Here is a 6179-nt window from a genome sequence, read left to right on the forward strand (position 1 = left end):
ACCCTCAGCGTTCGGCCTTTTCCTGATTGCGCGGCCAGCTCAGGCTGAAACACGCCCCGCCCAGGTTTTTGCTCCTGCTGATCAATGCCCGGCCACCGTGCCAATGCACGATTCGGCGCACGATAGACAATCCAAGGCCGTGGCCACCCGAGGCTCGGGTGCGACTGTCATCCAGACGCAAAAACGGTGTGAAGATTTTTTCCCAGGCACTTTCCGGCACGCCCGGGCCGTCGTCCTCGACGTCGACGCGACACCGTTGCTGGCCCACCTGATAACTGATCGAGACCTGCGCCTGGGCATGACGCATGGCGTTGCCCACCAGGTTCTGCAGCGCACGATGCAGGTAGCGGGGTTCGGCTTCGACCCAGGCACCATCACAATCGGCCGCCGACAGGCACAAGCCGCGCTGCACCGTCACGTTGGCCCGCAGCGGCGCCAGCTCGCTGATCACCTGATTGACCAGGGCATCCAGGTCCACCCGCTGGAAGTTCAGTGCCGGCGAGCCCTGCTCCAGTCGTGCATAAGTGAGCATTTCGTCCACCAGACCGTCCAGGTCCTGGATGTCGTGATCCATGCCTTCGAGGTACTTGTCGCGCGCCTGTGGCGTGGTCGCCGAACTGATCATTTCCAGGCCAAAACGCAATCGCGCAACGGGCGTGCGCAGTTCATGGGACACCGCGCGCACCAGCTCGCGCTGAATCGCCAGCAGTTGCTGCAGGTGTTCGGCCATCCCGTTGAAGGCGGCCGCCAGACGCCCGACCGAGTCCGCCCCTCGTGTCGGCACCCGGGTCTCCAGGCTGCCCTTGGCGATTCGCGTCGCGGCCGACTCCAGGCCACTGAGTCGACGCTCCAGTTGTCGCACCAACAAATAGACGATCAAGCCGATCAGGCACAGCCCCAGCACCGCGATCAAGATCAGCCACTCCGGCGGATAAGGGTTCATTTGATACAGAGGGCCGATTTCCAGTACCCACGGCGTGCCCACCATCCCGGCAAATACCCGGATCGAATCGCCGCCCTTGCCCAACGCCATCACCGTGTCGCCCTCGGACACACGACGTCGCTGGTCCTCGTCCATGTCGGCCTGGTCCACCGTGACCAGGTTCAGCTCGAAGCCGAACCCCTTGTCCTTCTTCAAGGCCTCCAGGCGCTTGGGCTGCTCAGCCACCGGGTAGCGCACCAACTCATCGGCCAGCAGGTAAATAGTCGCCCGCGCCAGTTGCTCGCTGATCTGCTGCACCTCCCCGGTGAGCACCAGTTGCTCCTTGTCGCTGACCAGACGGTAGACCTTGGCCGCGTGCGGGCCTGTCTGCTCCACCAGCGCCTGGCCGCGCAGCACGCGGGTACGCTGACCCAGGTCGAGATTCGTCTGGCTGAAGGTCTGCACACTCAACGGAATGCCCAGCAAACGCTCCCACACCAGCAGCGCCCGATGTCGCTCGGTCTCGTTCATCGGCCGCAGGTTGTCGGCCATCAGCGAAAACGTGCCATGGGCCAGCCGTTCCCGGTATTGCTCGCTGCGCACCTCATTAAGCAAGTGCAAGGCCAGCACCCCGAGCACAGCCACCAGTATCAGAGCAGCACACATGCCGCCGTAGATGCGCAGGAAGATCGAGTTCACAGGGGCTGGTCTGCACAGGCTTCGGGAACGAACAGGTAGCCCTTGCTGCGAATGGTCTTGATCAGGCGCGGATGTTCCGGGTCATCGCCTATTTTCGGGCGGATCCTGGAAATGCGTACATCGATGGAGCGGTCCTGGCCGTCATATCCAATGCCGCGCAGGGCGGTAAAAATCTCTTCGCGGGACAGAATCCGCCCGGCGTTGGCTACCAGCAGCCACAGCAGGTCGAACTCGGCACTGGTCAGCTCGATGCCATTGCCATGTAGCCAGGCCTCGCGCAACGCGTGGTCGACCACCAACGGGCCAAACTGCAAACGACGGAGCTTTTCGGGAGCCGCCGGCTCGGGCGTCTCGCTGCGCCGCAGCAACGCCTGGATACGCGCCAGCAACAAGCGTGGTCGTACCGGTTTGCACACGTAGTCGTCGGCCCCCATGTCCAGGCCCTGGATCTGGTCCATGTCGTCGGTACGTGCGGTGAGCATCAGGATCGGTCCGTCGTAGCGATCGCGGGCCTTGCGGCAAATCGTCAAACCATCTTCGCCGGGCAGCATCAGGTCAAGGATCACCAGGTCCGGTTGCTCGGCGATAATCCGTGCCGCCGCCAACGCGCCATTGCCTTCGATGGCAACACGCAGTCCATTGCTTTCCAGGTACTCACGAGTCAACTCAGCCAGGCGCTGGTCGTCCTCGACAATCAATACCTGCCAGGCTTCTTGCTCCACGGGTGACCTCTGCTTGCCAGAACACTATTAAGGAAGAATCCACACGTCTTTTTGTAATGATTGGAGTGGATAAAACTGCATGGGCAGCAGCCGATTGTAGCAACGCCTCCCCTCGAGAACACAAGCTGGCAAATGCGCTCGGTAACTGCGTTTTTTTGTGGTAGGGTTCGCGCCCGCAAAAATCCGCCCAAGGCTATTTTCCAGGGTAAAAAACAGTGACAAACGGTCTACCCCAGCAAGGTCGCGGCCTACACGACGATCGGCCGTTTCATACACATTTTACGCACAGCTTTATCCACAGGTAGTACGTTGCAATCACCCCCTAAAACGCATTATCTTGTAGCTCACGCTAAAAAAACCCCTAGATGTAGGGTTTCGAGCTGAAAACCAAACACAAATCAGACAAGAAACTCAAGTGCTTTTCTTGCATGTTTTTGGTTGAACCAAACGCTTTTTCAGAAGCCCAAACCGCTCCCGCGGATGGCGACCGTTTTCCAACTCAAAACAGCGAAAACGGTACGGGTGTTGCAGTCATTTACTGTCACCCAAACGGAATTCGGTTTTCAGCCCCTGGCTTGAAACCAAAGACTTCGGCATGGAAGCGGCGCACGACAGCCCCTTCCTACTGTCCCGAAGTTGTTATGCCCGGCGCTTGCCGGTTGTAGTGCTTCAGGACGGAACGGTGGGCACCGTGATGGTGCCCAAACAAACATAGAGAATGTGGAGACACCCCCCCATGCAAACCGACACAACTCGCGAGAACCCGCAAGGCACCTTGCCGCAGGGCGCTGATTCGAATTCGGATCTGTCCGCCACCGCGCCTGGCCAATTGCGTGTGATCAAGCGTAACGGCACTGTCGTTCCTTACACCGATGACAAAATCACCGTCGCTATCACCAAAGCGTTTCTCGCAGTTGAAGGCGGCACCGCTGCCGCCTCGTCGCGAATCCACGACACCGTTGCCCGCCTGACCGAACAGGTCAGCGCGACCTTCAAGCGTCGCATGCCATCGGGCGGCACCATCCACATCGAAGAAATCCAGGACCAGGTCGAACTGGCCCTGATGCGTGCCGGCGAGCAGAAAGTGGCGCGCGACTACGTGATCTACCGTGACGCCCGCTCCAAGGAGCGCGCCGTGCGCGCCCCTGCCGAGGAAGCGGTACAGGCTCACCCATCGATCCGCATCACCCGTGCCGATGGCTCCCTGGCGCCACTGGACATGGGCCGCCTGAACACCATCGTGACCGAAGCCTGTGAAGGCCTGGAAGAAGTCGATGGCGACCTGATCCAGCGCGAAACCCTGAAAAACCTGTACGACGGCGTGGCCCTGACCGACGTCAACACCGCCCTGGTGATGACCGCCCGTACCCTGGTCGAACGTGAGCCAAACTACTCGTTCGTGACCGCTCGCCTGCTGATGGACACCCTGCGTGCCGAAGGCCTGGGCTTCCTCGGCGTCGCCGAGAGCGCCACTCACCACGAAATGGTCGACCTGTACGCCAAGGCGCTACCCGCCTATATCGCGAAAGGGATCGAATTCGAATTGCTGAACCCGGTCCTGGCGTCCTTCGACCTGGAAAAACTCGGCAAGGCGATCAACCACGAGCGCGACCAGCAGTTCACCTACCTGGGCCTGCAAACCCTGTACGACCGTTACTTCATCCACAAGGATGGCGTGCGCTTCGAACTGCCGCAGATCTTCTTCATGCGCGTGGCCATGGGCCTGGCAATCGAAGAAAAGAACAAAGAAGACCGTGCGATCGAGTTCTACAACCTGTTGTCGTCCTTCGACTACATGTCCTCGACCCCGACCCTGTTCAACGCCGGCACCCTGCGTCCACAGCTGTCGAGCTGCTACCTGACCACCGTGCCGGACGACCTGTCGGGCATCTACCACGCGATCCACGACAACGCCATGCTGTCGAAATTCGCCGGCGGCCTGGGCAACGACTGGACTCCGGTTCGCGCGCTGGGTTCGTACATCAAGGGCACCAACGGCAAGTCGCAAGGCGTGGTTCCATTCCTGAAAGTAGTGAACGACACCGCCGTAGCGGTTAACCAGGGTGGCAAGCGCAAGGGCGCTGTCTGTGCCTACCTGGAAACCTGGCACATGGACATCGAAGAGTTCATCGAGCTGCGCAAGAACACCGGTGATGATCGTCGTCGTACCCACGACATGAACACCGCCAACTGGATCCCTGACCTGTTCATGAAGCGCGTCTTCGATGACGGCAAGTGGACCCTGTTCTCGCCGTCCGAAGTACCGGACCTGCACGACCTGACCGGCAAGGCCTTCGAAGAGCGCTACGAGTACTACGAAGCCCTGACCGAGTACCCGGGCAAGGTCAAGCTGTTCAAGACCATCCAGGCCAAAGACCTGTGGCGCAAAATGCTGTCCATGCTGTTTGAAACCGGCCACCCATGGCTGACCTTCAAGGACCCATGCAACCTGCGCAGCCCGCAGCAGCACGTGGGCGTGGTCCACAGCTCGAACCTGTGCACCGAGATCACCTTGAACACCAACAAGGACGAGATCGCCGTTTGCAACCTGGGTTCGATCAACCTGCCGAACCACATCGTGGGCGGCAAGCTCGACACCGCCAAGCTGGAGCGCACCGTCAACACTGCCGTGCGCATGCTCGACAACGTGATCGACATCAACTACTACTCGGTGCCGCAAGCGAAGAACTCCAACTTCAAGCACCGTCCGGTCGGCCTGGGCATCATGGGCTTCCAGGACGCTCTGTACCTGCAGCACATCCCTTACGGCTCCGACGCGGCCGTCGAGTTCGCCGACAAGTCGATGGAAGCGGTCAGCTACTACGCGATCCAGGCTTCCTGCGACCTGGCTGACGAGCGTGGCGCCTACGAGACGTTCCAGGGTTCGCTGTGGTCCAAAGGCATCCTGCCGCTGGACTCGCAACAGATCCTGATCGAGGCCCGCGGCCAGAAGTACATCGACGTTGACCTGAACGAAACCCTGGACTGGGCGCCGGTACGCGCCCGTGTGCAGAAAGGTATTCGTAACTCCAACATCATGGCCATCGCACCGACCGCCACCATCGCCAACATCACTGGCGTGTCGCAGTCGATCGAACCGACCTACCAGAACCTCTATGTGAAATCGAACCTGTCGGGCGAATTCACCGTGATCAACCCGTACCTGGTTCGCGACCTCAAGGCTCGCGGCCTGTGGGACTCGGTCATGATCAACGACCTGAAGTACTACGACGGTTCGGTGCAGCAGATCGAGCGCATCCCGCAAGAACTCAAAGAGCTCTACGCGACAGCCTTCGAAGTGGACACCAAGTGGATCGTCGACGCGGCCAGCCGTCGTCAGAAGTGGATCGACCAGGCTCAGTCCCTGAACCTGTACATCGCTGGCGCTTCGGGCAAGAAGCTGGACGTGACCTACCGCATGGCCTGGTACCGTGGCCTGAAAACCACTTACTACCTCCGCGCCCTGGCCGCGACCAGCACCGAGAAGTCGACCATCAACACCGGTAAGCTGAACGCTGTTTCCAGCGGCGGCAACCACGGTAACGACTCGGTCCTGGCTGCCCCAGCCGGCCCTGCTCCAGTGCCGAAGGCTTGCGCCATCGACGAGCCGGATTGCGAAGCTTGCCAATAAGCTGAGCCGGCAGGCGCCGCAAGGCGCCTGCCTGAAACCCCCGATAGCCCCCCCTGGGTTTATCGGGGGTTTTCTTTTGGTTCTTCACGGATTACCGGGAAAGACGCTCTTGATCTTCATGAAAAAGAATTCGCTATCCCGGTAACCGTACGCCACCCGCTTGATGACCTTTATTCGATTGTTGATACCTTCCAACTGACCCGTA

The 6179-nt window shown here is 60.2% G+C and carries 4 protein-coding genes; 1 reads left to right on the plus strand and 3 read right to left on the minus strand.

Annotated features, from left to right (window positions below; all coding sequences use genetic code 11):
* Window positions 1-4: 4 nt before the first annotated feature.
* Complete coding sequence (locus CKW07_RS06200) at window positions 5-1621, minus strand: ATP-binding protein (protein ID WP_095144057.1); 1617 nt, start codon at window positions 1619-1621, stop codon at window positions 5-7.
* Window positions 1618-2343, minus strand: a complete 726-nt coding sequence (locus tag CKW07_RS06205) for a response regulator (protein WP_095144058.1) — start codon at window positions 2341-2343, stop codon at window positions 1618-1620. The genes CKW07_RS06200 and CKW07_RS06205 overlap by 4 nt, the downstream gene beginning before the upstream one ends.
* Before the next feature lie 736 nt (window positions 2344-3079).
* Between CKW07_RS06205 and CKW07_RS06210 the strand changes: the two genes are divergently transcribed.
* Window positions 3080-5974: a ribonucleoside-diphosphate reductase subunit alpha gene (locus CKW07_RS06210; RefSeq protein ID WP_095144059.1), complete on the plus strand. Its 2895-nt coding sequence runs from the start codon at window positions 3080-3082 to the stop codon at window positions 5972-5974.
* Window positions 5975-6058: 84 nt separating this feature from the next.
* Here CKW07_RS06210 and CKW07_RS06215 read toward each other — a convergent pair.
* Window positions 6059-6179, minus strand: a 121-nt coding sequence (locus CKW07_RS06215; RefSeq protein WP_141234428.1) for a transposase, incomplete at its 5' end; no start/stop codon positions are given.

It is taken from the genome of Pseudomonas sp. Irchel s3b6 (genome assembly GCF_900187415.1).
In the GTDB taxonomy this organism is placed as follows: domain Bacteria; phylum Pseudomonadota; class Gammaproteobacteria; order Pseudomonadales; family Pseudomonadaceae; genus Aquipseudomonas.